This is a genomic window from Luteolibacter sp. Populi (assembly GCF_040801775.1).
In the GTDB taxonomy this organism is placed as follows: domain Bacteria; phylum Verrucomicrobiota; class Verrucomicrobiia; order Verrucomicrobiales; family Akkermansiaceae; genus Haloferula.
In genome coordinates this window covers 4,545,197-4,567,261 of the sequence record NZ_CP161812.1, presented here as the reverse complement: position 1 = coordinate 4,567,261, position 22,065 = coordinate 4,545,197, and the positions used below count along the sequence as shown (strand labels likewise).

The window sequence follows — 22,065 nt, the reverse complement described above, 5'->3', positions numbered from 1 at the left end:
CTTCATTGGGCGAGCTTTTCAAGCAAGGGCGCATGATGGGAAAATACCCGGTCCATGGCCTCTTTGAAGTCATTCCCTTTTTCCTCGGAAGCGCAATTCCGGGAAGCCATCCACTCCGCGAGCTTGGCGAACTCGTCAGGGTCCAGCTTTTCAATCGCGGCCTCGATTTCTGCGATGGTGCTCATCGGAATGCGAAAATAGTCTGCCACACCGGGATCCTTCTTTCAACCCCCGCGTTGCGGCGCTTCCGGACGCGAGGAGGCCAATGCTAAAGACTGCGGCCCGAACGGAGTCGTCAGGCCGAAGGCAGGGACCTTTCTCCGAAAGGTCCGGCGGATGGCGGCACCGATGAATGACCGGAGACTGATTGGCCGGGTGGACACGCCCCCAGCCGGACCGCTCGGAGAGCGGTCCCTGCCCTTTACAACCCCGGGACGCCGCGGGGGCGCCAGGTGAGGAGCTCGGGGTCGCCGTCGGTGACGAGGACGGTGTGCTCGAAGTGGGCGGAGGGCTTGCCATCGGTGGTGATGACGGTCCAGCCATCGTCGAGGATGCGGATACCGGGACTGCCGGCATTCACCATCGGCTCGATCGCGAGGATCATGCCGGGCTGGAGGATGGGGCTCTTGCCCTGGGGCCGGTAATTGGGGACCTGGGGTTCCTCGTGGAGGTCGCGGCCGACGCCGTGGCCGACGAATTCGCGGACGACGGTGAAGCCGAGCGGCTTCACATATTCCTCCACGGCACCGCAAAGATCGGAGAGGCGCTCGCCGGAGCGGGCGTGATTGATCGCGGCGAAGAGCGATTCCTCGGTGGCGATCAGGAGGCGGCGGGTCTCCTCGGGGATGGCTCCGACGGCGACGGTGATGGCGTTGTCACCGATCCAGCCGGACTTCACGACGCCAACGTCCAGCTTCACCACATCGCCGGGCTGGATCTTGCGGGGCCCGCCGATGCCGTGGACGATCTCGTCATTGACGGAGATGCAGATCTGGCCGCGGAAGCCGCGGTAGCCGAGGAAGGCGCTCTTGCAATCGCGCTGCTTCATCAGCTCCTTCGCGAGCTGGTCGATCTCGAGCGTGGTGCGGCCCGGCTCGACCGCTTTCACGAGGTCGAGCAGGATCATGCTGGCGGTCTCCCCGGCAGCGCGCATGCGGCCGATTTCGTGGGGAGTCTTGATTTTGATCTTATGCCGCTTGGCCATGGGATTTCAGGGATTTTACCAGATCAAGCAAGCGGGCGGCAACCGCGCCGGGATCCTGGGTGGCATCGAAACGGTGAAGGAGTCCGGCCTGCTCGTAGCGGAGAACGACGGGCAGCGTGTTCTCCTCGTACTCGGCGAGGCGGGAGCGAAAATTGGCGGGGGTATCGTCGGCACGGGGGCCGGTCACGCCGCCGCACTCCGGGCAGCGGGCGGCACCGTTGAGATCCTTGGGCCGACCGGACCAGCGGCACTCCGGGCATTCGATGCGGTTGCCAAGGCGGACGAGCAGTTCCTCCACGGGCACTTCAAGCAGGATCGCGGCGTCGAGTTGGCGGTCCTTGGCCGCGAGCCATTCCGAGAGGAAGTCCGCTTGGGCGATGCTGCGGGGGAAGCCGTCGAGCACCCAGCCGTCCGGATGTTTGGCGAGCCAGTCCGCCATGATGGTGCACATCAGGGGGTCCGGGAGGTATTCGCCGCGCGCGAGGATCGGCGCGGCTTCCCGGCCGAGGGTGCTGCCTTCCTCGACCGCGGAGCGGAGCAGGGCTCCGGTGCTGAGATAGGCGAGGCCGAGGTCATCCGCCAGCCGCCGTCCTTGCGTCCCTTTGCCCGAGGCGGGCGGACCGAGAAGCACAAGTCGCGGCGACATCGGCAGACGGAATTACTTGGCGATCCAAGCCGCCGCGGCCACGACCACGATCAGGCCGATCACCGCCCAGAGATAGACAAGGGCGGTGCTGGAGGCGGCGCTGCCCGACTGCGCGAGGCGGTCGTAGCGACCCTTGAGTTTGCCCTTGCGGAGGAAGCCATCGTAGTGGCGCTGCAGCAGGTGGGTCTCCACCTGGCGCATCACGTCGAGGACGACACCCACCAGAATCAGGAGGCTGGTGCCGCCGAAGAACTGGAGAACCATCGAGCCCGGCGGCAGACCGACGAGGTGGCCGATGAAGGCGGGCAGCACGAAGATCAGGGACAGGAAGATGGCACCCGCGAAGGTCAGGCGGCTCATCGTGAAGTCGAGGAACTCGGCGGTCGGCTTGCCGGGGCGGACGCCGGGGATGTAGCCGCCATTGCGCTTCAGGTCCTCCGAGACCTGGGAGGGCTGGAACATGGTAGCCACCCAGAAGTAGGAGAAGAAGAAGATGAAGAGGCCGCCGAGGATGTAATACCACATGCCGCCCGGGTTGAGCTGGGTCTGGAGCTTCACCGCCCAAGGGGCACCCTTGGCAAACCACGAGATCATCATGGTCGGCAGGGAGAGGATAGCGGTGGCGAAGATGATCGGCATGACGCCGGCGTAGTTCACCTTCAGCGGCAGGTACTGGGTCTGGCCGCCGAATTGCTTCCGGCCGACGACGCGCTTGGCGTATTGCACCGCGATCCGGCGCTGGGCCTGGGTGATGGCGATGGTGCCGGCGATGACGAGCAGCAGCATGGCGATCATGACGACCAGCATGATGGACTTGAAGGAGTCCCCGTCATTACCCGTCACGAAGAACTTCCAAGTCTGGAGCAGCGCGCCCGGCAGGGCGGAGATGATATTGACCGTGATGATGATCGAGGTGCCGTTACCGATGCCGCGCTCGGTCATCTGGTCACCGATCCACATCAGGAGCAAGGTGCCGGCGACCACGGTGAGGACCGTGGTGGCGAACCAGATGGCATCCGCACCCGGGACGAGGACGCCGAACTTCCCTTCATCCTCGATGCCGGGCATGTAAAAGAGCATCTCCGGATTCGCCAGGGCCCGCGCGGCGAAGTAGCCCTGCACCAACGCGATCGCGATGGTGATGTAGCGGGTGTACTGGGTGATCTTCTGGCGACCGCCGTCCTCACGGGCGAGGCGGGCGAGCTTCGGCACCACCGCCGTCATGAGCTGGACCATGATCGATGCCGAGATGTACGGCATGATCCCCAGCGCGAAGACCCCGGCATGCTGGAGGCCGCCGCCTGCGAAGATCGTGAGCATCGCGCCGAAGGCATTCCCGCCGTCGTTCTTGGCGGCGTGATCCATCCAGCGCTCGATGACCGCGGGGTCGACACCCGGGAGCGTGATGTGCACCCCAAGGCGCACGATGACGATCATGGCGAGGGTGAACAGAATGCGGTCCCGGAGTTCCGGCACCTTCCAGGTATTCGCGAAAGCGGAGATCATGGGTAAGCGGAGTGCAAAAAGCGACGGGTTTGTAAACGCGGAGAGGAAGCGATCAAGCGCTTCCTCACCGGTGAACCGTCATGTGGCGTTGGAACAATGCATCAGGCCTCGGCCGCGGCTTGGACGCTGCCGCCGGCCTTCTCGACCTTTTCCTTGGCAGAGGCGCTGAGGGTGCCGACGGCGAAGACCAGTTTCTTGGTCAGTTCGCCTTGGCCGAGCACCTTGATCGCCTCGCAAGCGCGGTTGATGAGACCGGCCGCGCGGAGGGCTTCTTCGGTGACGGTGTCGCCATCGTTGAAGGCCAACTCGATCTGGCCGAGGTTCACCACTTCGACCTTGGTCTTGAAGTTGTAGTTATTAAAGCCGCGCTTGGGCAGACGACGGTGAAGGGGCATCTGGCCGCCTTCGAAGCCGACACGGGTGCCGCCACCGGAGCGGGCCTTCTGGCCCTTGTTGCCTTTGCAAGAGGTCTTGCCGTGGCCGGAGCTTTCGCCGCAGCCGAGACGCTTGACCCGGTGCTTGGCGCCCTTGTTCGGGGCGAGAGTGTGAAGTTTCATATCTTTCGACGTTCAGGGATTGGACGTTCGATCTAGCTCAGATCGCCTTTTCCTTCTTCTTGCCGCGGGATCCGAGGATCTGGTCGCGGGTGCGAAGGAGGGAGAGGGCCTTGAGGGTGGCCTTGACCACGTTCGAGTGATTGGAGGAGCCCATCGACTTGGCGAGGATGTCGCGGATGCCGACTGCTTCGCAGACGGCACGGACGCCGCCGCCGGCGATGATGCCCGTTCCGGGAGAGGCTGGCTTGAGGAGGACCTTGCCGCCACCGAACTCAGCGCAGATTTCGTGGGGGATGGTGCCTTCCACGATGTTCATCTGCTTGAGGGACTTCTTGGCGGACTCGCCGGCCTTCTTGATGGCGTCTGCCACTTCGTTGGCCTTACCGAAGCCGAGGCCGACCTTGTTGGCCTCCTTGTCCCCGGCCACGACGAGCGCGGAGAAGCTGAAGCGCCGGCCGCCCTTGACGACCTTGGCGCAGCGGTTGATGAAGACCACCTTCTCGGAGAGCTGGGGGCCGTCGGGATCCTGGGCTTGGCGGTCGTCGCGGCGCGGGCCGCGGGGGCCGCGGTTTTGTCCGCCGCCGTAGCCGCCACCACCACCGCCGCCGTAACCGCCGCCACCCGGGCCGCGGTTCTGGCCGCCGTAGCCGCCCCGGTTCTGAGGCTGGTGCGACGGCTGCTGGGGTGCTGCCGCCGGCTGCTGTGGAGCTGGCGGAGTGGGAGTCGAATCTGAAGGTGTCACCATGACGATTGCGCTGGAATGCGATTAGAATTGAAGGCCGGCTTCGCGGGCGGCGTCGGCCAGCGCCTTGATCTTGCCGTGGTAAAGATGACCGCCGCGGTCGAAGACGACGGCGCTGACATTGGCGGCCTTGGCACGCTCGGCGACGAGCGCTCCCACGAGGGTCGCGGCTTCGATATTGGAACCGGCCTTCTCGATGCTCTTGTCGAGCGTCGAGGCGGCAGCGACGGTGCGGCCGACGGTGTCGTCGATGACCTGCGCGTAAACGTGCTGGTTCGAGTAATGGACGGCGAGGCGAGGGCGCGCGGCGGTGCCGGAGACCTTCTTGCGGATGCGCGCATGGATGCGCTTGCGTCCGCTTTTGACATTGATCTTGCTCATTTTCGGGAAAGGTAAGTGGATTACTTGCCGACGCTCTTGCCTTCCTTGCGGCGGACCTTCTCACCCACGTAGCGGACGCCCTTGCCCTTGTAGGGTTCCGGCGGGTAGTAGGCGCGGACGTCGGCAGCGAACTGGCCGACGAGTTGTTTGTCGATACCTTCCACCTTGATCTTGGTGTTTTCGTTCACGGTGATCGTGAGACCGGCCGGGATCGGGTGAAGGATGGGATGGGACTTGCCGAGGGACAGGTCGAGGTCCGCGCCCTTGACGGCGGCCCGGAGACCGACGCCTTGGATTTCAAGGTCCTTGACGTAGCCTTGGGAGACTCCGGTGATCATGTTGTTCACCAGGCTGCGGACGGTGCCGTGCAGCGCGCGGTGGGTGCGGCCTTCGGTGGCGCGGGAGACGACGACGGTGGTGGTGTCGTCGGCATTGATGGAGATGCCGGAGGGAAGCGCGAGATCGAGCTTACCCTTCGGGCCTTCGACGACGACCTTGCCGCCGTCGACCTTCACGCTGACCTTCGCAGGCAGGGAAATCGGTTTGAGACCAACTCGTGACATGGTAAAATGTTCCTTTCTCGGGTTGGGGATTACCAGACGTGGCCGATGACTTCTCCGCCGAGCGAGCTGCGCCGCGCGGTGGATCCGGTCATGACACCCTTGGAAGTGGAGATGATGGCGATGCCGAGTCCGTTGAGGACGCGGGGCATTTCATTGGCACCGCAGTAGACGCGGCGGCCCGGCTTGGAGACGCGCTTCAGGTCGGTCAGCACGGGGCGGCCGTCGACGTAGCGGGCCTTGACCTTGAGCTGCGGGTGACCGGAGTCGGTGAGAACTTCGTAGCCCCAGATGTAGCCTTCTTCCTGCAGGATCTTGGCGATATCGGCCTTGATGCGGGAATAAGGAGCCAGGAACTGCTCATTGCCGGCGCGGCAGCAGTTCTTGAAGCGGGTGAGGAAGTCGGAAATGGGATCGGTGAGAACGGCCATGATGGTGGTTCTTTAGGGGTGTCAGCGGTTTAGGCGCCCGCAGCTTCCGCAGCGGGGGCATCTTCGGCCTTCTTGATGTCGCGGAAGGGCAATCCCAGCTCGGCGAGCAGGGCGCGGCCTTCGTCATCGGTCTTGGCCGAGGTGACGAAGATAAGGTCGAAACCGATGGTGCGCTTGACTTGGTCGAGCTCGATCTCGGGGAAAATGGTCTGGTCGGGGACGCCAACGGCGTAGTTGCCGCGGCCATCGAAGTTCTTCGGCGAAATCCCGCGGAAGTCGCGGATGTTCGGCGCGGTGACGTTGATGAAGCGGTGGAGGAATTCCCACATGCGGGGGCCGCGGAGAGTCACGCGGGCGCCGAGGGGTTCATTTTCGCGCAGCTTGAAATTGGCGACGGCCTTCTTGGAGAAGGTGATCGACGGCTTCTGGCCGGTGATCTTGGCGATTTCGTTCACGGCATCGTCCACGGCGACCTTGCGGTCGGGGGCTTTGCCCATGCAGGAGGTCACGACGATCTTTTCGAGACGCGGGACCTGGTGGGGATTGGCGTAGCCGAGCTTCTCCTTGAGAGCCGGCACGACCTTATCCTTGTACTTCTGTTGTAGGACTGGGGTGCTCATTGTGTTTTAGCGGGTCAGCGCTTGGTAGTTGCGCTTAAGCGCGGGCGGGGGCCGAAGCCTCAGCCCAGTTTCTTGACATTGGAAATGTGGACGGGGCCGTCCGACTCGATCAACCCGCCATCGGGGTTTGCTTCGGACTTGCGGGTGGCCTTGACCATGGTGCGGGCGTTTTCGACGACGACCTTGCCCTTGACGGCATCGACGGACAACACGGTGCCGGTCTTGCCTTTGGAATTGCCGGCGATGATCTGGACCTGATCGCCTTTCTTAACGTGAGTCTTGATCTTCATTTTTGAAGGAAGGTGGAAGGATCAGAGTACCTCGGGAGCGAGGGAGACGATCTTCATGAATTGCTTCTCGCGAAGCTCGCGGGCCACGGGGCCGAAGATGCGGGTGCCCTTCGGGTTATTGTCCTTGTCGATGATGACGATGGCATTGCCATCGAAGCGGAGGACGGAGCCGTCGGAACGGCGGATCGGGAAGGCGGTGCGGACGACCACGGCCTTGACGACGGAGCCCTTCTTGACCGAGGCGGTCGGGATCGAATCGCGGATGTGGGCGGTGATGATGTCACCGATCCCGGCTGTGCGGGAGCGCTTGCCGAGAACACCGATCATTTTAGCGGAGCGGGCGCCGGTGTTATCGGCGACCGTTACAAGGGATTCCATCTGGATCATGGCGGGAAAGTGGCGTGAGTGGGAAAAAGGATCGGGCGGCGGAAGGTGGGGACGGGCGGGTGCCTGTCCGTATCCCGGGAGCGGCGAAGTATTAGTGCGAAAGGATCTTCTCAAGCGACCAGCGCTTGAGCTTGGAGAGCGGGCGGGTCTCGACGATGCGGACCTTGTCACCGATCTGTGCTTCACCCTTTTCGTCGTGCACGTAGTACTTCTTGGAGCGCTTGACGATCTTGTTGAACTTCGGGTGCGGGACCCGGGCGATGTGCTCGACCACCAGGGTCTTGCTCATTTTGTTGGAGGTCACGAGGCCGACGCGCGTCTTGCGGACGTGGGCTGCGGCGGTTTCCGGTTGTGGCTGCTCGCTCATGGAAATGGGATACGCTGGTGGTTAGCTGGTGCGGGTCGGCGCGGCTCAGGCCTTCGCCTGGATGCGGTGTGCGCTGAGCACGGTTTGGATGCGGGCAGCCTGGCGGCGGAGGACGCGGATGCGGGCGGGATTCTCAAGCGTGCCGGTGGCCTTCTGGATGCGGAGGGCGAAACCCTCGTCCTTGAGATCGCGGAGCTTGTTCTCGAGTTCCTTCACGGAGAGCTCTTTGATGTCCTTCGACTTGGAGGACTTGGTTTTGGCAGGAGCCTTGGTCTTGCTGGCCATGACGGTAGAAAATTACTAATTACTAAGCACTAATGACTAAACCTTAGTCCTTAGATATGGGGATTGCGGACGACGAAGCGGGTCGGGAGACCGAGCTTGTAGGAAGCGAGGCGCATGGCCTCCTTGGCGAAGGATTCGGGCACGCCGGCGACTTCGAAAAGCATGGTGCCGGGGCGGATCACGGCGACCCAGGCTTCGACGGCACCCTTGCCTTTACCCATCCGGGTTTCCGGCGGGCGGGCGGTGACCGACTTGTGCGGGAAGATCCGGATCCAGACCTTACCTTTGCGCTTCAGGAAGCGGTTGATCGCGACACGGCAGGCTTCGATCTGGCGGTTGGTCATCCAACCGCGGTCGAGAGCTTGCAGGCCGAAGTCACCGAAGGCGACGGTGGTTCCACGCTGCGCATTGCCGGCGCGGCTGCCGCGGTGCGACTTGCGGAACTTCGTGCGTTTGGGCATCAAGGGCATAATTCAGTCCTCCTTGGGAAATGGTTCGGTGTGAGAGAGAGATTCGGATCGGGTCGGTTCTGATCGCTGGGATCAGCCGCGCGGTGGACGGGGGCCGCCTGGGCCACGGTTGTCGCGACGGTCGCGGCGGTCGCCACCACTGCGCTCGGGGCGCGGGGAGGAGCCGTCGTCTTCCTTCTTGTTGACCCAGCACTTGATGCCGATCACGCCGTAAACGGTGCGGGCTTCGGCGAAGCCGTAGTCAAGAGGGACGCGGAGGGTCTGCAAAGGCACCTTGCCCTCGCGATACCACTCGGAGCGGGCGATGTCCGCACCGCCGAGGCGGCCGGCGCAACGGATCCGGATGCCATCGGCACCGAAGTCCATGGCGGTCTGGACGGCGCGCTTCATGGCGCGGCGGAAGGAGATACGGCGCTCAAGCTGGACGGCGACCTGCTCACAGATGAGCTGGGCGTCCAGTTCGGGCTTGCGGATCTCGACGATGTTGATCTTGACCTGGGCACCTTTGCAGATGTCGGAGAGTTCCTTGGTCATGCGCTCGATCTCCGAGCCCTTGCGGCCGATGATGAGGCCGGGGCGGGAGGTGTGGAGCGTGACGCGGACGCTATTCCAAGCGCGCTCGATGACGACGCGGGCGAGAGCAGCGAACTGCAGGCGCTGGCGCATGTAACCGCGGATGCGGAGGTCCTCGTGGAGCTTCTCGGCGTAATCCTTGCCGGCGGCGAACCACTTGGAGCGCCAGTCTTTGGATACGGCGAGGCGGAAACCGATGGGGTTGACTTTTTGGCCCATGATAAGGTGCGGTGAGAGTGTGGGATCAGGCCTGCTTGCCGGCAGCCTTCTTGGAGACGTTGATTCGCTTCGGCTTGGCCTCGGTCTCCGGGGCTTCGACGAGGGTGATGAAGATGTGGCTGGTGCGCTTCAGGATGGCGCCCGCCGAGCCCTTGGCCCGTGGCGAGAAGCGCTTGAGCACGGGACCGGCACCGATAGTGGCTTCCTTGATGATCAGGGTGTCCGCGCTGAGGGAGAAGTTATTCTCCGCATCGGCGATGGCCGTCTTGAGCGTCTTGTTGATGTGGAAGGCCGCCTTCTTCGGAGTGAAGGTGAGAATGTCGAGTGCGGTCGACACAGGAAGGCCCTGGATCTCGCGGGCGACGTCGCGCGCCTTCTTCGGAGAGAGGCGGACGTATTTGGTGGTGCTCTTGACTTCCATGATCGGGTCGGTGAGAGGTTTGGGAAAAGGGCGGCCTCAGCGGCCGGGCTGTGTATTGAGAATGGCGGAATCGCCGAGGCGGACGGGTTCGGCACCCGGGTCGAGAGCCTCGACAAAGGCACCGCACACGTTGCGGCGGACGTCGGCAACGATGGCGGTGCCGAATGGTTGGTCCCCGCGGACGAGCTGGTAGGTGGTCCCGATGCGAGCTCCTTGGGCTTCGCCAACGTTCAGGACGAGGAGCCCGCTGACGGGATCGACGTTCATGACCTTGGCATTGCCGGCAGAACCTAGCGCCGCGGGGGCGGGCTTCTGCCCGGTTCCCAGCAAGGAGTCAAGCTCCCTGATGGCAGATTCGACACGGAGGCGGGCGTCGGGATCGGAAGCGACGGCCTGGCGGAGGTAGTCGGTGATCACGGCGACCATGCGGGAGGAGGCTCCTTCGAGGTTCGCGACGCGGTTGCGCAGGACCTCCTGGTCCGCGGTGGCCTGGACGAGGCGCTCGCTGCCGCCGTCCAAGAGATTGCGGCCGAGGGCGTCGAGACGCAGGCGGACGCTGGCGAGTTGCCCGGAGGCTTCCTTCTCGGCGCGGTTGGCCTCGACGATGCTTTTTTCGAGCGCTTCGTTGCGCTGCTGGAGTGCGGTGACGACGGATTCGAGCTCGGCCACGGTCGTTCCCTGCGCGGCACAGGTCCACGCACCCGCGAACAGTCCGGAGACTGAGGCGGCGAGGGCGATGGAAGTGCGGATGCGCATGGGAACGGAGCGGGCGTGAGCGGATTACTTCTTGCCGATACCGCCGTGGGCGCGGAACAGGCGGGTCGGGGCGAATTCACCGAGCTTGTGGCCGACCATGTTCTCGGTGACGTACACCGGGACGAAGGTCTTGCCATTGTGGACGGCGAAGTTCAGGCCGACGAAGTCGGGGGTGACCATGGAGGCGCGGCTCCAGGTTTTGATCGGCTTCTTGTCGCTGGCAGCGATCGCGACGTCGATCTTGGCCAGGAGCTTTTGGTCGATGTACGGACCCTTCTTGAGAGAGCGAGGCATAGGTTCGTGAGGTAAAGTTTAGCTTAGCGCTTCTTGTTGTGGCGGCTCTCGACGATGAAGGTGCTGGTGACCTTCTTCGGCTTGCGGGTCTTCTGGCCCTTCGCGTGGCCCCACGGGCTCGTGAGGTGCTGGCGACCGCCACCGGACTTGGACTTGCCTTCGCCACCACCGTTCGGGTGGTCGACGGGGTTCATGCACATGCCGCGGACGGTCGGGCGGACGCCCTGCCAGCGGGTGCGGCCGGCCTTGCCGGACACTTCGTTCATGTGGTCGCGGTTGCCGACGGTGCCGATCGTGCAGAGGCAGTTTTCGTTGAAGCGGCGGATTTCACCGGAAGGCATCTTGACGAGCGCCCAGCCGCCTTCGCGGTTGGAGAGCACGGCTTGCTGGCCGGCGGCGCGGGCGACCTTGCCGCCATTGCCCGGGATGAGCTCGATATTGTGGATCGCGGTGCCGAGCGGGACGCTCTTGAGGGGCATCGCATTGCCGACCTTCGGGGCGACCGTTTGTCCGGAGACCACGGTGGCACCGGTTTCGAGACCGGCGGGGGCGAGGATGTAGGCCTTCACGCCGTCCTTGTATTGGAGGAGGGCGATGCGGCAGGTGCGGTTCGGATCGTACTCGATGCCGACGACGGTGGCGGGCACGTCGAACTTGGTCCGCCGGAAGTCGATCAGGCGATAGTGACGCTTGTGACCGCCGCCGATGTGGCGGGTGGTGATCCGGCCGGTATTGTTACGGCCGCCGCTGCGCTTGAGCGGGGTCAGAAGGCTCTTCTCCGGCTTGTGCTTGGTGATTTCGTCGAAGGACGGAAGCACCTTGTAGCGTTCGGACGGGGTATTGGGTGTGAACTCCTTGAGAGGCATGGCTCTGGTGAGGTTGGTTCGGGGTTAGCCGGTTGGAAAATCAGACGAGATCGAGGGTTTCGCCCTCCTTGAGGCGGACGATGGCCTTCTTCCAGTGGTTGGTGCGTCCTTCGTCAGCGCGGCGCTTGCGACGGGCCTTACCGCTGTAATTGGCGGTGCGGACGGCGACGACCTTCTTGCCGAGGAGGGTTTCGACGGCACGCTTGATCTCGAGCTTGTTGGCCTTGCGGTCCACTTCCAGGGTGATGTCGTTATTCGACTCCTGGAGCATGGTGGCCTTCTCGCTGAGGCGGACGTTCTTGATGACTTGGTAGATGTCTTTCATGGCGCGGTTCAGCGAATGGATCAGGCGGTGCGCTTGGCGAGAGTCTCGAGGGCGTCTTCCACGACCAGGATGGACTTGGCGTGGAGGAGTTCCTCGACGTTCACGCTCTCGGCGGTGACGAGTTGGGCCCACTGGATGTTGCGGGCGGCGAGGTAAGTGCTGTCATCGAAGCTCTTGGCGACGATGAGGACCTTCTTGGCTTCCACGTCGGCGGTGACGGTGGAGACGAAGGTCTTGGTCTTGCCATCGGCGATGGAGAAGGAAGGCAGGGTCTTGATCGACTCCTCGCGGACGAGGTTGCCGAGGACGCGGCGCAAGGCGAGCTTGCGGACGTTCTTCGGGACCTTCTTCGAGTAATCGCGGGGACGCGGGCCGAAGACGACACCACCACCGACGAAGATCGGGGCGCGCTTGTCGCCGTGGCGGGCGTTACCGGTGCCCTTCTGCTTGTAGATCTTCTTGTTGTTACCGCGGACTTCGCCACGGGTCTTGGTGCTGGCGGAGCCGGTGCGGCGGTTCGCGCGGTAGGCGGTCACGAGGTCGTGAACGGCCTGGGAACCGCGGTCAGCTTCTGCAAGCTGGATGTTCGCGCTCTGGGCGGCGTCGGCGGTGAAAGTTTTCGCGGGCATGACTAGGGATGCGTTTGAGAGTTAGAGGGCGGGCGGCCTTGGCTTACTTGCCCTTCTTGGCGACTTCCACGCGAGGGACGAAGATCGGTGCGGAGACCTTCTTCTTGGAAGCGCGGATGGAGAGGTAGCTGCCCTTGGCACCGGGGACGGCGCCGGAGACGAGGATCACGTTGTCTTCCGTGCGGACGGCGACGACCTTGAGATTCTGGATGGTGCGCGGCACGTCACCCATGTGTCCGGGCATCTTCTGGTTTTTCCAGACGCGGCCGGGAGTGGAGCGGCAACCGATGGCACCGGTCCGGCGGTGCATCATGGAGCCGTGGGTCTGCTTGAGACCGCCGAAGCCGTGGCGCTTGACCGCGCCCTGGAAGCCGCGGCCCTTGGAGGTGCCGGTGACGTCGACCCACTGGTCCTTCACGAAGGTTTCGAGGCCAGTGTGGGTCTCGGGAGCGGCCTGGTCGGCAGGGAAGCGGAATTCCTGGACCAGATACTTGGCACCGGAGCCGTGCTTCTTGAAGTGGCCGAGCGCGGGCTTGCCGACGCGCGACTCCTTCTTGTCGTCATAGCCGACCTGGACCGCGGAGTAGCCGTCCTTTTCGACGGTCTTGACCTGCAGGCAGGTGTTGCCGCCCACCTCGATGACGGTGACGGGGATCATGGCCTGGCTCTTCTCATCGAAGAGGCGGGTCATACCGAGTTTTTTGCCGAGAAGTCCAAGAGACATGACGATACGAGCTAGAGTGAAATTTGAGATTTGAAACCGCGCAGCTTAGATGCGGATGGCGATGTCGACACCGGCGGGCAGGTTGAGCTTCTTGAGCTCATCGACGGTGCGGGCGGTAGGGTCGACGATATCGAGGACGCGCTTGTGGGTGCGGATCTCGAACTGTTCCATCGACTTCTTGTTGACGTGCACGGAGCGGTTCACGCTGAACTTCTCGATGCGGGTCGGGAGCGGGATCGGGCCGGCCACCTTGGCACCGGTGCGCTTGGCGGTTTCGACGATCTCCGCGGCGGAGCGGTCGATGGCGCGGTGATCGAAAGCGCGCAGGCGGATGCGGATCTTTTGGTTTTCCATGGCGGTGGATTAGTTTGAGATGGGTAGGTAAGTCTTAGTGGCCGCGATCGGTGGCGATCTCGGCGACGATATTGCCCGGCACTTGCTCGAAGTGGGACGGGGTCATCGAGTAGGATGCGCGGCCGGACGAAAGCGTGCGGACGGCGGTGGAGTAGCCGAACATCTCCTTGAGGGGGACATTCGCGTGGATGACCGAAAGTTTGCCCTTGCTCTCCGTGTTCTGGATCTGGCCGCGACGGCGGCTCAGGTCGCCCATCACATCGCCCTGGTAGTCATCCGGGGTGGAGACTTCCACGGCCATGATGGGCTCGAGGAGGATTGGGTTGGCCTTTTTGAATGCGTCCTTGACCGCGAAGATGGCGGCCATGGTGAAGGCGTTCTCGTTCGAGTCGACTTCGTGGAAGGAGCCGCCGAGGACATCGACGTGGACATCGATCACCGGGTAGCCGGCGACGCTGCCATTGGTCATCGATTCCTTCACGCCCTTGATGACGGCGTTGTGAAACTCTTTCGGGATCTCGCCGCCGACGATCTTGTTGTCGATCGTCAGACCCTTGCCCTTTTCGTTCGGGCGGACCGAGAGGCGGACATGGCCGTATTGGCCGCGGCCACCGGATTGCTTGACCAGCTTGCCTTCGCCCAAGGCTTCGGCGGTGATGGTCTCGCGGTAGGCGATCTGGGGAGCGCCGGTATTGGCCTCGACCTTGAACTCGCGCTTCAGGCGATCGACGATGATCTCCAGGTGGAGTTCGCCCATGCCGGAGATGATGGTCTGAGCGGTTTCCTCATCGCTCTTCACCATGAAGGTGGGGTCTTCTTCCGACAGGCGGGCCAAAGCGAGGGCCAGCTTTTCCTGATCGGCTTTGGTTTTCGGCTCAACCGCCATGGAGATGACGGGATCCGGGAAAGTGGGAGGTTCGAGAACGACGTCGTAGCCTTCCTTGGCGAGCGTGTCACCGGTGGTGACGTTTTTAAGCCCGACCATGGCGGCGATGTCGCCAGCGTAACAAGCATCGATGTCTTTATGCTCGTCTGCCTGGATCTGGATCAGGCGGCCGACGCGCTCGGAGCGGCGGGTTCGCGGGTTGTAGACCGTGTTGCCCTTGCGGATGACGCCGGAGTAGACGCGGAAGAAGATGAGCTTGCCGACGAATTTGTCCGCCCAGAGTTTGAAGGCGAGGGAGCAGAACTTCTCGTGGTCACTGGTGACGACCTCGATCTTGTGCTCCTCGTTATCGGGGTCCATGCCGATCATCGCCGGGAGTTCCAGCGGGCTCGGGAGGTAATCGATGACGGCGTTGATGAGGTATTGGACGCCCTTGTTCTTGAAGGCGGATCCGCCGGCGACGGGCACGAGCTTGTTCGCAATGGTGGCGCGGCGGATGGCGAGCTTCAGCTCTTCCTTGGTGATCGGCTCCTCCATGAGGAACTTCTCGCCGAGTTGCTCATCGACATCGGCAACGGCGCTGACCAATTCGGCGTAAGCGGCTTCGGCGATGATCTTTTGATCGGCACCGAGTTCGCGGACGTCGTAGGTCGAGCCGAACTTGTCGTCGTCGTTGAAGTGGATTTCCTTCTGGTTCACCACGTCGATCTGGCCGGTGAGGTAATCCTCGGCACCGATCGGGATCAGGACGCGCACGGCATTCGCGCCGAGCTTTTCCTTCAGCTCGTGGAAGACGTTATCGAAGTTCGCGCCGACCCGGTCCATCTTGTTGACGAACACGATCCGGGGAACGTGATACTTGGTGGCTTGGCGCCAGACCGTTTCAGTCTGGGGCTGGACCCCGGCGACGCCGCAGAAGACGACGATCGCACCATCGAGCACGCGCAGGGAGCGCTCGACCTCGGCCGTGAAGTCCACGTGGCCGGGGGTATCGATGATATTGATGCGTTGCTCCTCGTTCGGGAAGAGCTTGGTCACGCCCTCCTCCTGGCGCTGGAACCACTTGGTGGTCACGGCGGCGGAGGTGATCGTGATCCCGCGCTCCCGCTCTTGCTCCATCCAGTCGGTCGTGGCGTTGCCGTTGTGGACTTCGCCGATCTTGTGGATGACTCCCGTGTAGAATAGGATGCGCTCGGTGAGCGTGGTCTTCCCGGCGTCGATATGCGCCGCAATCCCAATATTCCGCGTCCGCTCAAGCGGATACGGACGATCGGGATTGTTGGGATTGGAAGACATGGCGGGATGGGGCGGAAGGCCCCGTTTGCGAATTTACCAGCGGAAGTGGGCGAAGGCGCGGTTGGCCTGGGCCATCTTGTGGACGTCGTCGCGCTTGCGGACGGACGAGCCTTGATTGTTGGCGGCGTCCTTCAGCTCGTTGGCGAGGGCGACGTGCATCGGAGTGCCCTTGCGGCCGCGGGCGTAACCGACGAGCCAGCGCAGGGCGAGGGACTCGGAGCGGTCGGCGGCAACTTCGAGCGGCACTTGGTAAGTGGCACCACCGACGCGGCGGCTCTTCACTTCCACGCGCGGCTTGGCGTTTTCAATGGCGCGGGTGACGACTTCAAGAGGATCGACGGTATCGACGCCTTCGCTGGCCTTATCGATGGCGGCGTAGACGATGCGTTCCGCGAGGGACCGCTTGCCATCGAGCATCACCTTGGAAATGAGGTGACCCACGAGGGAGCTGTCGTAGCGGGAATCCCGGCGGTCGGGCTTGTGGAAAGTGCGCTTGCGGCGTGACATGATCGGAAAAGATTAAGAGCTTGCGAAGCGGGATTACTTCTTCTTGCCACCGCCCTTGCCACCCTTCGCGGCGACAACAGGTTGGCCGGGCTTCGGACGCTTGGCACCTGTACTTCGAACGGCTCTGGCGACGCTTGTCGACGCCGAGGGTATCGAGCGAACCACGGACGATGTGGTAGCGGACACCGGGAAGGTCCTTCACACGACCGCCGCGGACGAGCACGATGGAGTGCTCCTGGAGGTTGTGGCCTTCACCGCCGATGTAGGCGATCACTTCGTAGCCGTTGGTGAGGCGGACCTTCGCAACCTTCCGGAGCGCCGAGTTCGGCTTCTTCGGGGTGCGGGTCATCACCTGGAGGCAGACGCCGCGGCGCTGCGGGCAATTGCTCATCGCCGGCGACTTCGATTTTTCGATCGGAGTCTGGCGTCCCTTACGGACGAGCTGATTGATGGTCGGCATTGGATTCCTGCGTGGTTCGGTTTTCGCTCAGGAGCGTACCGGATAGGCGGCGAGCGAAAAATCCCTCGCAGGAGCCTTTTATCCGGAGGTGCGCCCGATAGTGTTTGGAGAATGAAGCCGCCCTGCTGGCATTTGAAAGCCGGTGGCAGGATGGCGATGTGGGGCGGCGAACTTAGGGATCGCGACCAAGCTGGCAAGACCTATTTAGGAAAAATTTTACGCCGGGAAACCGCTTCACCAACCTGAAATTTTTAGGACTTTCTTGAAACTGCTTTTTGTCCAAGCCATTGAAAATGAAGACTATTTTGAACCAACAGCTCTCGGAGTTCTTCGAGTTCCACCGCTCGAGGGTCACGGACGAGGACATCTGTGAGATGGCAAAAAGTGATCCTGGCTACGGCGGCTACGTCCGATTTTTGAGGGAAGTCCGGAAAGAGGGCCTGCTTCCGGAGCGGGAGGATCCGGACTTGTGGGAGGTCGTGTGCGCCCCGCCCGTCAGCCTGAGATCTTCCGTTCCGCTCTCCTCGGTCCCTTCCTTGCAGGAATCGATGGTCCGCTACCGGAACTTTGTTTTTGCGATCGCGATGGGAAGTATTGATACCGGGGCAAACGGGGACTGGATCTGGATGCACCCGATTTCCTGGCTGCTAGAAGATGCCGACCGGCACGACCGCCGCTATCTAAAGCTTCTGCGCGCGGCTTTCGACGCCGCCGGCGCGAAGCTGCCCGAGGGCGTCATGGGAGAGTCCGGAGCCCCGTTCTTCACCCTGGGCATGTTGATCGTCAGCGATTGGCTAGCAGATGGCCCGGGCAAGTCCGAAGCCGCGAGACGGCTTATCCGTGAAGATGGAGCGATGCGGGCCACCCAACGTGACGACTGGGGCATGGCCTCAGCGGGATTCCTCTGGGACTTGCAGGATATTGTATCTAAGGACCGACTCCGCGTCCTGAAGCAGATGGCGGCGGAAATCGGCAACCCGGAAGGCGATTTCAATGTGGAATGCGTGCTTCGTTCGCTCTGAAGCCCCCTCTCCCTTCGGAGTGTTCTAAGTAAGGCTATCGGGGGAACCGGCGAACGCACCCGATTCCCTTGCCTAGGAATTTGAGGCAGCTATGCTACTGGCAATGATCGCGGAACGATATCCTGGCCTGATCGACCTTCCCGACGAGGAACAAGCTGGAGCCCATGGCCGAGCTTTGGGACGACGTCACCGGCCACACCGCGTCTGACGATCCTGCGCTCGCCGCGTTCGTCGAGGGGCGTTGGCAGGATTATCAATTGCACCCGGAGCAGGTTTCACCGTGGAGCGAGGTCAAGGCGCGCATTCTCGGTCAACGCCCGTGACGCCGGAAGGAATTTGGGCGGCGGAAGCCGAGTTTGCAGAAGTTCTTCGCCGAATGGGAAGACCGGCAAGATGGCAGCAGGGTCCAATTGCTGCAGCGGATCGAGAAAGCCACGGAATTGCTGCTCCGGTTTCCTTATATGGCCACGGCTTGGAAGGATCCCGTGCGGCGCTTGGTGATCCGGCGTTCGATTCTCGGGTTGTTCTACGTGCCTCATCCTCGCGGAATCATTGTCATCGCCGTGGCGGATCTGCGGCAGGATCCTGAGAGGTTAAGGCTGGAAGTCCGTTCGCGGTTGCCTTGAGATAGGAGCGGCCCGGCAAAGCCTCCAGCCCGTGCCGACCGGAAGGCGCTAGCCCTACACTCGTATGAGCTACTCCATCGAACTCAGCAGCTCGGAGCTGATCCATACCGCCGTCATCCGAGGCCAAGTGGCACCGGAAGAGCTGTCGCGGTTCGTTCCGGCGGCCTGTGGCGAGGTATGGTCATTCATCCGGGCCGCCAGTCTCCCGCGGCCGGGATGTCACCTGGCCCTGTATTTAGATACTCAGCGCTCGGTTGAGGTCGGTGCAGAGGTCTCGGAGCCTTTCGTCGGCGATGACCGGGTGCATTGCTCGCAATTGCCGGCTGGCCGGGTGGCGACGACCGTCCATTTCGGGCCTTACCCCGGTCTTTCCGAAGCGCATGCGGTGATTCGCCGCTGGTGCGCCGAGGAGGGACATCCGCTTTCCGGGATCTGCTGGGAGATCTACGGGCACTGGAAGGAGAGCTGGAATGCCGATCCATCCAAGATCCGCACCGATGTTTTCCATCTGCTGCGGGAATCCGACAGCAAACCAAGCCAACCGGCTCACGGAGCCAACCAGGGCCCCTCTTCGTGAGAGCACTTTGGTAGCAGAGGGCGGATTTGAACCGCCGACCAAAGGCTTATGAGTCCTCTGCTCTACCCCTGAGCTACTCTGCCGTTACCAAATGCTTGTCCGTCCTTGCGGGCGGGGCGAAGGCAGTAGCGTCGCGGCGGGCTTCTGTCCATTGAAAAATCGTCCCCTTGCACCCGTCGATTCCGGTGCCAATCTCCTCTCCCATGAACCCTCTCCGTCCAATCGCCGCCATCATCCTCTCTATTACCACCATGTCTGCCGCCCCCATCGAAACCGGTTCCGCCCTGCCCGCCATCACCGCCAAAGACCAAGACGGGAAGGAAGTGAAGCTGGCAGAGGCCGGGGCAAAGGGCTGGACGCTGGTCTATTTCTACCCGAAGGCCGACACCCCGGGCTGCACCAAGCAGGCCTGCTCGCTGCGGGATTCCTACGCGGCGCTGACCGACAAGAAGGTGACCGTTTTCGGGGTGAGCGTGGACACGGTTGAGGCGCAGAAGGCCTTCAAGGACAAATACAAGCTGCCCTTCACGCTGCTTGCCGATACCGACACGAAGGTCGCCGATGCCTTCGGGGTGCCGCACGAAAAGGGCTTCGCCAAGCGCCAGGCTTATCTTTTCAAGGATGGCAAGCTGGTCTGGCTCGATCTCGAGGCTTCGACCGACCAGCAGGCAGCGGACGTGCTGAAAGAGTTGGAGAAGGCGGGATGAACGCATCTCCCGCGGAATTGACGCATTCTCCCATTAGCGTAAGCTTCACGCGATGAGTGCTGCTTCCGAAATACTATCCATTCCGGAAGTCCGCGCCCGGGTTTCTCTGGTTTCGGTGGCACAGTATCACCGCCTCGCCGAATTCGACGAAGCGGGAAGCCGGACCGAATTGATCCGTGGAATCGTGATCGAAAAAATGTCGAAGTCTCCCCTCCACTCCTCGATCGCCCGGCGACTTTTCAAGCTACTCCAAGAATTGATTCCAGAAGGGTTCACGTTGCTCCGGGAGGATCCTCTGACCTTCTCTGACTCCGAGCCCGAACCGGATTTGGCTGTTGTCCGCGGGATGGAGACGGAGTTCGTGGACAAGCATCCGTCCACTGCGGAACTCGTAATTGAAATCGCCGTTTCCAGCGCGGTTCTGGATCGGGAGAAAGCCTCGGTCTATGCCGTAGCAGGCGTGAAGGAGTACTGGATCATTCTCGCCACAGAGCGGCGTGTGGAAATCTACCGCGCTCCAGAAGCGGGAAGCTATCGCGAGCTCAGCGTCGCGGAGGGAGACGCGGTCTTGGAGTGTGCCGCACTTCCCGGAGTTCGCGTTCCGCTGGCCGAACTCTTCGCCTGAGAGGCGGCTTGCCGCCGGATGGGCCGGGTGGCGATGGGGAAGTGAATCCCGCCGTGCCTGCGCGACCCCCGCAAATTCAACGTTCGACATTTCGCGCCCCTCCCCCATCGTCAGCGGGACTACACGTTTGAACATGGTTTTTCGCAGTCTTTGCCGCCACGCCGAAATCGGCGCTAACTCCTACCTTCTCGATACCGGCAATGCGCGGATCGTCCTCGATGCCGGACTTCACCCGAAGCACGACGGTCTGGAGGGCTTGCCGCGATATGACCTGCTGGAGGAAGGCTCTGTCGATTCGATCGTGGTGACGCATGCGCACCTCGACCACACCGGCTCACTGCCGGTGCTGCTGAACCAGCAGCCGCAGGCGAAGGCCTTCTTTTCCCCGGCGGCGGCGGAATTGGCGACGGCGATGCTGCACAATTCGGTCAACGTAATGCAGTCCAAGCGGGTCGAACTCGGGATCACCGAGTATCCGCTCTTCACCCACCGCGATATCGACGAGGTGGAGCGCCACTTCGAGACCCGCGGGATGGAGCGTCCCTTCGATCTGGACCCCGAGGGCCATGTCCGCGCGACCTTCCACGATGCCGGCCATGTGCTCGGCTCGACGGGAATCACGATGCAGTGCAACGGCCACCGGGTGATGTACACGGGCGACGTGAATTTCGAGGATTCCACGCTGATCAAGGGCGCGGTCTTCCCGGAGGACCACGTTGATGCGCTGATCATCGAGACGACGCGCGGCGATAGCCAGCGGCGGCCGGACTATACGCGGCAGAATGAGGAGCAGCGCTTCGTCGAGGCGATGGCCCGCACCTTGGAGCGCCGCGGCAGCGTGCTGATCCCGGTCTTCGCAATGGGCAAGACGCAGGAGGTGCTGACGATGCTCCACCGCTTCAAGAAGCGCGGGCTGATCCCGCGGAAGACCCCGATCTACATTGGCGGCCTGAGCACCAAGATGACGGTGATCTACGACAAATTCGCGAAGGGCCGCACCCGCCGCAGCGACGATAGCTTCCATATCCTGGAGGATATGGATCTCGAAGCCGGCACCAAGAAGCGCAAGGGCCCGATCCCCCTGCAGCAGGGTGCAATCTATTGCCTCTCCAGCGGGATGATGAGCGAGAACACGGTCTCGAACAGCTTCGCGCAGGCCGGTTTCCTCGAAAATCCGAAGAACGCGATCCACTTCGTCGGCTATGCCGATCCGGCCTCGCCGGCCGGTCATATCCGTCTGGGGCAGACCGGGGACAAGGTGGTGCTCGATCCGAAGCGCCTGCCGGTGGCGAGGAATTGCGAGATGGAGATTTTCGACTTCAGCGGCCACGCGACGCGCGAGTCGCTGCTGGAATACATTCTGAAGGTGAAGCCGACGAAGGCCTTTCTGGTCCACGGCGACCCACGGGCCAGCGCGTGGTTCGTGGCGCAGCTCAAGGAGAAGCTGCCGGGCACCGAGACGATCGTCCCGGAGCCGGGACGCGACTACGTGATTGGCTGAATTAGCTCAACGCTTCGGCGGCGTCTTGGTCGAACGCTCCTTGGAGCGCTGCGACAAATCGCGGGTATCGCCCGGGTTTTGCGGGGATTCCGTGGAAACCAGTTGGCCGGAGGAAGGACGGCTGCGGCGGGGGGTATCGAGATCGCCAAACCAGGCGAGACAAATGCGATGTTTCATGAGGGGGAGGGACAGCAACTATTACCCTAAGTCGCTCCGCAGGAGAAAGCAACTACGCGATCGTGTAGGGTGCC

33 protein-coding genes, 1 tRNA gene and 1 pseudogene are annotated in these 22,065 nt (G+C 62.7%); 6 read left to right on the top strand and 29 right to left on the bottom strand.

Annotation, left to right across the window (positions count from 1 at the left end; all coding sequences use genetic code 11):
* Positions 1-2: 2 nt before the first annotated feature.
* The 27 genes and pseudogenes from ABWK72_RS18565 to rpsL form a co-directional block, all read right to left on the bottom strand.
* The gene (locus tag ABWK72_RS18565) at positions 3-185 is read right to left on the bottom strand and encodes a hypothetical protein (RefSeq protein ID WP_367871061.1); all 183 of its coding nucleotides are present in this window, start codon (positions 183-185) and stop codon (positions 3-5) included.
* Positions 186-421: 236 nt separating this feature from the next.
* A complete protein-coding gene (gene map / locus ABWK72_RS18560; RefSeq protein WP_367871060.1) occupies positions 422-1,204 on the bottom strand; it encodes a type I methionyl aminopeptidase in 783 nt (260 codons plus the stop codon).
* Positions 1,188-1,850 (bottom strand): adenylate kinase family protein, encoded by a 663-nt coding sequence (locus ABWK72_RS18555; RefSeq protein ID WP_367871059.1) that lies wholly within the window; start codon positions 1,848-1,850, stop codon positions 1,188-1,190. Before ABWK72_RS18555 ends, map begins: the two co-directional genes overlap by 17 nt.
* A 12-nt stretch (positions 1,851-1,862) precedes the next feature.
* The gene (gene secY, locus ABWK72_RS18550) at positions 1,863-3,356 is read right to left on the bottom strand and encodes a preprotein translocase subunit SecY (RefSeq protein WP_367871058.1); all 1,494 of its coding nucleotides are present in this window, start codon (positions 3,354-3,356) and stop codon (positions 1,863-1,865) included.
* 101 nt (positions 3,357-3,457) lie between these two features.
* Positions 3,458-3,913 (bottom strand): 50S ribosomal protein L15, encoded by a 456-nt coding sequence (gene rplO, locus ABWK72_RS18545; RefSeq protein ID WP_367871057.1) that lies wholly within the window; start codon positions 3,911-3,913, stop codon positions 3,458-3,460.
* 37 nt (positions 3,914-3,950) lie between these two features.
* A complete protein-coding gene (rpsE, locus tag ABWK72_RS18540) occupies positions 3,951-4,658 on the bottom strand; it encodes a 30S ribosomal protein S5 (protein ID WP_367871056.1) in 708 nt (235 codons plus the stop codon).
* Positions 4,659-4,679: 21 nt separating this feature from the next.
* Positions 4,680-5,036 (bottom strand): 50S ribosomal protein L18, encoded by a 357-nt coding sequence (gene rplR, locus ABWK72_RS18535; protein ID WP_367871055.1) that lies wholly within the window; start codon positions 5,034-5,036, stop codon positions 4,680-4,682.
* A gap of 20 nt (positions 5,037-5,056) precedes the next feature.
* Positions 5,057-5,599 carry a 50S ribosomal protein L6 gene (gene rplF, locus ABWK72_RS18530; protein WP_367871054.1) on the bottom strand — a complete coding sequence of 181 codons (543 nt, stop codon included), beginning with the start codon at positions 5,597-5,599 and terminating at the stop codon, positions 5,057-5,059.
* 29 nt (positions 5,600-5,628) lie between these two features.
* Entirely contained in the window at positions 5,629-6,027 is a 399-nt protein-coding gene (gene rpsH / locus ABWK72_RS18525) for a 30S ribosomal protein S8 (RefSeq protein WP_367871053.1), read from the bottom strand.
* Between the two features lie 29 nt (positions 6,028-6,056).
* On the bottom strand, positions 6,057-6,647 hold the full coding sequence (gene rplE / locus ABWK72_RS18520; RefSeq protein ID WP_367871052.1) for a 50S ribosomal protein L5: 591 nt from the start codon (positions 6,645-6,647) through the stop codon (positions 6,057-6,059).
* 59 nt (positions 6,648-6,706) lie between these two features.
* Positions 6,707-6,937: a 50S ribosomal protein L24 gene (gene rplX, locus ABWK72_RS18515; RefSeq protein ID WP_367871051.1), complete on the bottom strand. Its 231-nt coding sequence runs from the start codon at positions 6,935-6,937 to the stop codon at positions 6,707-6,709.
* Between the two features lie 21 nt (positions 6,938-6,958).
* A complete protein-coding gene (gene rplN, locus ABWK72_RS18510; RefSeq protein ID WP_367871050.1) occupies positions 6,959-7,324 on the bottom strand; it encodes a 50S ribosomal protein L14 in 366 nt (121 codons plus the stop codon).
* Between the two features lie 91 nt (positions 7,325-7,415).
* Complete coding sequence (rpsQ, locus tag ABWK72_RS18505; protein WP_367871049.1) at positions 7,416-7,691, bottom strand: 30S ribosomal protein S17; 276 nt, start codon at positions 7,689-7,691, stop codon at positions 7,416-7,418.
* Positions 7,692-7,736: 45 nt separating this feature from the next.
* Entirely contained in the window at positions 7,737-7,976 is a 240-nt protein-coding gene (rpmC, locus tag ABWK72_RS18500; protein WP_367871048.1) for a 50S ribosomal protein L29, read from the bottom strand.
* A 50-nt stretch (positions 7,977-8,026) separates the two neighbouring features.
* Entirely contained in the window at positions 8,027-8,446 is a 420-nt protein-coding gene (gene rplP / locus ABWK72_RS18495) for a 50S ribosomal protein L16 (protein ID WP_367871047.1), read from the bottom strand.
* A gap of 72 nt (positions 8,447-8,518) precedes the next feature.
* Positions 8,519-9,238, bottom strand: a complete 720-nt coding sequence (gene rpsC, locus ABWK72_RS18490) for a 30S ribosomal protein S3 (protein ID WP_367871046.1) — start codon at positions 9,236-9,238, stop codon at positions 8,519-8,521.
* 25 nt (positions 9,239-9,263) lie between these two features.
* A complete protein-coding gene (rplV, locus tag ABWK72_RS18485; RefSeq protein WP_367871045.1) occupies positions 9,264-9,659 on the bottom strand; it encodes a 50S ribosomal protein L22 in 396 nt (131 codons plus the stop codon).
* 36 nt (positions 9,660-9,695) lie between these two features.
* A complete protein-coding gene (locus ABWK72_RS18480) occupies positions 9,696-10,415 on the bottom strand; it encodes a hypothetical protein (RefSeq protein ID WP_367871044.1) in 720 nt (239 codons plus the stop codon).
* 24 nt (positions 10,416-10,439) lie between these two features.
* Positions 10,440-10,709, bottom strand: coding sequence for a 30S ribosomal protein S19 (gene rpsS, locus ABWK72_RS18475; protein ID WP_367871043.1), 270 nt, complete (start codon positions 10,707-10,709; stop codon positions 10,440-10,442).
* A 23-nt stretch (positions 10,710-10,732) separates the two neighbouring features.
* Entirely contained in the window at positions 10,733-11,575 is an 843-nt protein-coding gene (gene rplB / locus ABWK72_RS18470) for a 50S ribosomal protein L2 (protein ID WP_367871042.1), read from the bottom strand.
* Positions 11,576-11,615: 40 nt separating this feature from the next.
* The gene (rplW, locus tag ABWK72_RS18465) at positions 11,616-11,900 is read right to left on the bottom strand and encodes a 50S ribosomal protein L23 (RefSeq protein WP_367871041.1); all 285 of its coding nucleotides are present in this window, start codon (positions 11,898-11,900) and stop codon (positions 11,616-11,618) included.
* A 20-nt stretch (positions 11,901-11,920) separates the two neighbouring features.
* Positions 11,921-12,529, bottom strand: coding sequence for a 50S ribosomal protein L4 (rplD, locus tag ABWK72_RS18460; protein ID WP_367871040.1), 609 nt, complete (start codon positions 12,527-12,529; stop codon positions 11,921-11,923).
* A gap of 43 nt (positions 12,530-12,572) precedes the next feature.
* Positions 12,573-13,253 (bottom strand): 50S ribosomal protein L3, encoded by a 681-nt coding sequence (gene rplC / locus ABWK72_RS18455; RefSeq protein WP_367871039.1) that lies wholly within the window; start codon positions 13,251-13,253, stop codon positions 12,573-12,575.
* 45 nt (positions 13,254-13,298) lie between these two features.
* A complete protein-coding gene (gene rpsJ / locus ABWK72_RS18450) occupies positions 13,299-13,607 on the bottom strand; it encodes a 30S ribosomal protein S10 (RefSeq protein ID WP_264489552.1) in 309 nt (102 codons plus the stop codon).
* Between the two features lie 34 nt (positions 13,608-13,641).
* On the bottom strand, positions 13,642-15,789 hold the full coding sequence (gene fusA, locus ABWK72_RS18445) for an elongation factor G (RefSeq protein ID WP_367871038.1): 2,148 nt from the start codon (positions 15,787-15,789) through the stop codon (positions 13,642-13,644).
* Positions 15,790-15,822: 33 nt separating this feature from the next.
* Positions 15,823-16,296, bottom strand: a complete 474-nt coding sequence (rpsG, locus tag ABWK72_RS18440; protein WP_367871037.1) for a 30S ribosomal protein S7 — start codon at positions 16,294-16,296, stop codon at positions 15,823-15,825.
* Between the two features lie 33 nt (positions 16,297-16,329).
* A pseudogene (gene rpsL / locus ABWK72_RS18435) lies at positions 16,330-16,756 on the bottom strand (30S ribosomal protein S12).
* Positions 16,757-17,304: 548 nt separating this feature from the next.
* Between rpsL and ABWK72_RS18430 the strand changes: the two are divergent.
* From ABWK72_RS18430 to ABWK72_RS18420, 3 genes are all read left to right on the top strand, one after another.
* On the top strand, positions 17,305-17,778 hold the full coding sequence (locus ABWK72_RS18430; protein ID WP_367871036.1) for a hypothetical protein: 474 nt from the start codon (positions 17,305-17,307) through the stop codon (positions 17,776-17,778).
* Between the two features lie 164 nt (positions 17,779-17,942).
* Positions 17,943-18,101, top strand: coding sequence for a hypothetical protein (locus tag ABWK72_RS18425; protein ID WP_367871035.1), 159 nt, complete (start codon positions 17,943-17,945; stop codon positions 18,099-18,101).
* A 367-nt stretch (positions 18,102-18,468) separates the two neighbouring features.
* Positions 18,469-18,981 carry a GyrI-like domain-containing protein gene (locus ABWK72_RS18420; RefSeq protein ID WP_367871034.1) on the top strand — a complete coding sequence of 171 codons (513 nt, stop codon included), beginning with the start codon at positions 18,469-18,471 and terminating at the stop codon, positions 18,979-18,981.
* Positions 18,982-18,989: 8 nt separating this feature from the next.
* On the opposite strand, the gene ABWK72_RS18415 is transcribed toward ABWK72_RS18420, so the two are convergent.
* Positions 18,990-19,064: transfer RNA gene (locus ABWK72_RS18415), tRNA-Met, on the bottom strand.
* A 120-nt stretch (positions 19,065-19,184) separates the two neighbouring features.
* Here ABWK72_RS18415 and ABWK72_RS18410 point away from each other — a divergent pair.
* The 3 genes from ABWK72_RS18410 (at position 19,185) to ABWK72_RS18400 (ending at position 21,814) form a co-directional block, all read left to right on the top strand.
* A complete protein-coding gene (locus tag ABWK72_RS18410; protein ID WP_367871033.1) occupies positions 19,185-19,688 on the top strand; it encodes a peroxiredoxin in 504 nt (167 codons plus the stop codon).
* A 52-nt stretch (positions 19,689-19,740) separates the two neighbouring features.
* Complete coding sequence (locus tag ABWK72_RS18405) at positions 19,741-20,313, top strand: Uma2 family endonuclease (protein ID WP_367871032.1); 573 nt, start codon at positions 19,741-19,743, stop codon at positions 20,311-20,313.
* 133 nt (positions 20,314-20,446) lie between these two features.
* Positions 20,447-21,814, top strand: coding sequence for an MBL fold metallo-hydrolase (locus ABWK72_RS18400; protein WP_367871031.1), 1,368 nt, complete (start codon positions 20,447-20,449; stop codon positions 21,812-21,814).
* Between the two features lie 6 nt (positions 21,815-21,820).
* On the opposite strand, the gene ABWK72_RS18395 is transcribed toward ABWK72_RS18400, so the two are convergent.
* Positions 21,821-21,991, bottom strand: coding sequence for a hypothetical protein (locus ABWK72_RS18395; protein WP_367871030.1), 171 nt, complete (start codon positions 21,989-21,991; stop codon positions 21,821-21,823).
* Positions 21,992-22,065: the final 74 nt, after the last annotated feature.

Coding starts and splice junctions, on each gene's coding strand:
- ABWK72_RS18565 (WP_367871061.1), bottom strand. CDS start 185: ATGAGCACCATCGCAGAAATCGAGGCCGCGATTGAAAAGCTGGACCCT.
- map (WP_367871060.1), bottom strand. CDS start 1,204: ATGGCCAAGCGGCATAAGATCAAAATCAAGACTCCCCACGAAATCGGC.
- ABWK72_RS18555 (WP_367871059.1), bottom strand. CDS start 1,850: ATGTCGCCGCGACTTGTGCTTCTCGGTCCGCCCGCCTCGGGCAAAGGG.
- secY (WP_367871058.1), bottom strand. CDS start 3,356: ATGATCTCCGCTTTCGCGAATACCTGGAAGGTGCCGGAACTCCGGGAC.
- rplO (WP_367871057.1), bottom strand. CDS start 3,913: ATGAAACTTCACACTCTCGCCCCGAACAAGGGCGCCAAGCACCGGGTC.
- rpsE (WP_367871056.1), bottom strand. CDS start 4,658: ATGGTGACACCTTCAGATTCGACTCCCACTCCGCCAGCTCCACAGCAG.
- rplR (WP_367871055.1), bottom strand. CDS start 5,036: ATGAGCAAGATCAATGTCAAAAGCGGACGCAAGCGCATCCATGCGCGC.
- rplF (WP_367871054.1), bottom strand. CDS start 5,599: ATGTCACGAGTTGGTCTCAAACCGATTTCCCTGCCTGCGAAGGTCAGC.
- rpsH (WP_367871053.1), bottom strand. CDS start 6,027: ATGGCCGTTCTCACCGATCCCATTTCCGACTTCCTCACCCGCTTCAAG.
- rplE (WP_367871052.1), bottom strand. CDS start 6,647: ATGAGCACCCCAGTCCTACAACAGAAGTACAAGGATAAGGTCGTGCCG.
- rplX (WP_367871051.1), bottom strand. CDS start 6,937: ATGAAGATCAAGACTCACGTTAAGAAAGGCGATCAGGTCCAGATCATC.
- rplN (WP_367871050.1), bottom strand. CDS start 7,324: ATGATCCAGATGGAATCCCTTGTAACGGTCGCCGATAACACCGGCGCC.
- rpsQ (WP_367871049.1), bottom strand. CDS start 7,691: ATGAGCGAGCAGCCACAACCGGAAACCGCCGCAGCCCACGTCCGCAAG.
- rpmC (WP_367871048.1), bottom strand. CDS start 7,976: ATGGCCAGCAAGACCAAGGCTCCTGCCAAAACCAAGTCCTCCAAGTCG.
- rplP (WP_367871047.1), bottom strand. CDS start 8,446: ATGCCCTTGATGCCCAAACGCACGAAGTTCCGCAAGTCGCACCGCGGC.
- rpsC (WP_367871046.1), bottom strand. CDS start 9,238: ATGGGCCAAAAAGTCAACCCCATCGGTTTCCGCCTCGCCGTATCCAAA.
- rplV (WP_367871045.1), bottom strand. CDS start 9,659: ATGGAAGTCAAGAGCACCACCAAATACGTCCGCCTCTCTCCGAAGAAG.
- ABWK72_RS18480 (WP_367871044.1), bottom strand. CDS start 10,415: ATGCGCATCCGCACTTCCATCGCCCTCGCCGCCTCAGTCTCCGGACTG.
- rpsS (WP_367871043.1), bottom strand. CDS start 10,709: ATGCCTCGCTCTCTCAAGAAGGGTCCGTACATCGACCAAAAGCTCCTG.
- rplB (WP_367871042.1), bottom strand. CDS start 11,575: ATGCCTCTCAAGGAGTTCACACCCAATACCCCGTCCGAACGCTACAAG.
- rplW (WP_367871041.1), bottom strand. CDS start 11,900: ATGAAAGACATCTACCAAGTCATCAAGAACGTCCGCCTCAGCGAGAAG.
- rplD (WP_367871040.1), bottom strand. CDS start 12,529: ATGCCCGCGAAAACTTTCACCGCCGACGCCGCCCAGAGCGCGAACATC.
- rplC (WP_367871039.1), bottom strand. CDS start 13,253: ATGTCTCTTGGACTTCTCGGCAAAAAACTCGGTATGACCCGCCTCTTC.
- rpsJ (WP_264489552.1), bottom strand. CDS start 13,607: ATGGAAAACCAAAAGATCCGCATCCGCCTGCGCGCTTTCGATCACCGC.
- fusA (WP_367871038.1), bottom strand. CDS start 15,789: ATGTCTTCCAATCCCAACAATCCCGATCGTCCGTATCCGCTTGAGCGG.
- rpsG (WP_367871037.1), bottom strand. CDS start 16,296: ATGTCACGCCGCAAGCGCACTTTCCACAAGCCCGACCGCCGGGATTCC.
- ABWK72_RS18430 (WP_367871036.1), top strand. CDS start 17,305: ATGGTCCGCTACCGGAACTTTGTTTTTGCGATCGCGATGGGAAGTATT.
- ABWK72_RS18425 (WP_367871035.1), top strand. CDS start 17,943: ATGGCCGAGCTTTGGGACGACGTCACCGGCCACACCGCGTCTGACGAT.
- ABWK72_RS18420 (WP_367871034.1), top strand. CDS start 18,469: ATGAGCTACTCCATCGAACTCAGCAGCTCGGAGCTGATCCATACCGCC.
- ABWK72_RS18410 (WP_367871033.1), top strand. CDS start 19,185: ATGAACCCTCTCCGTCCAATCGCCGCCATCATCCTCTCTATTACCACC.
- ABWK72_RS18405 (WP_367871032.1), top strand. CDS start 19,741: ATGAGTGCTGCTTCCGAAATACTATCCATTCCGGAAGTCCGCGCCCGG.
- ABWK72_RS18400 (WP_367871031.1), top strand. CDS start 20,447: ATGGTTTTTCGCAGTCTTTGCCGCCACGCCGAAATCGGCGCTAACTCC.
- ABWK72_RS18395 (WP_367871030.1), bottom strand. CDS start 21,991: ATGAAACATCGCATTTGTCTCGCCTGGTTTGGCGATCTCGATACCCCC.